1 protein-coding gene is annotated in these 536 nt (G+C 63.8%); it reads left to right on the top strand.

Annotated features, from left to right (window positions below; translation table 11 throughout):
- Window positions 1-536, top strand: a 536-nt coding sequence (locus P0D96_RS48345; RefSeq protein ID WP_408321445.1) for an alpha/beta fold hydrolase, incomplete at both ends; no start/stop codon positions are given.

Below are 536 nucleotides of genomic sequence, written 5' to 3'. Positions count from 1 at the left end.
CCGGTTTCCATCGAAGCGCTTGTCGCAGATGTCGTGGAGATGATCGACGGTGCGGGTTTTGAAAGCGTGCACCTCGTGGGGCATTCGCTGGGCACCGTCATCGTGCAGCGCCTGGCGCTCGAGCATCCGCAGATGGTGCGCAGCATTGCGCTGATCGGGCCGATCCAGGCGGCGCCAGAGGCAGCGAGAACAGCGATCCGCGATCGTGCGGAGCAGGCCAGGACAGCCGGTCTGACAGGCATCGCCGACGCAACCGTGCGGGTCGGCACGTCGCCTGAGACCAAGCGCAACCATCCGGAGCTGGCGGCTTTCGTTCGGGAGCTTGTCATGCGACAGGACCCTGAAACGTACGCGCAAACCTGCGAGATGATTATCGGCCTCGAACCGGCCGAAATCGAGAAGCTGCGGGTTCCGGCGCTGGTAGTGACGGGTGACCAGGATGCAACGTCTCCGCCGGCAACTGCGAAGGCAATTGCCGACAGGATTCCAGGCGCGAAGTATGTCGAACTTCCGGAGTGCGGGCACTGGACGCCCAT

It is taken from the genome of Paraburkholderia sp. RL17-347-BIC-D (assembly GCF_046027915.1).
GTDB lineage: Bacteria > Pseudomonadota > Gammaproteobacteria > Burkholderiales > Burkholderiaceae > Paraburkholderia.
This window is presented reverse-complemented; position numbering and strand designations above follow the sequence as displayed.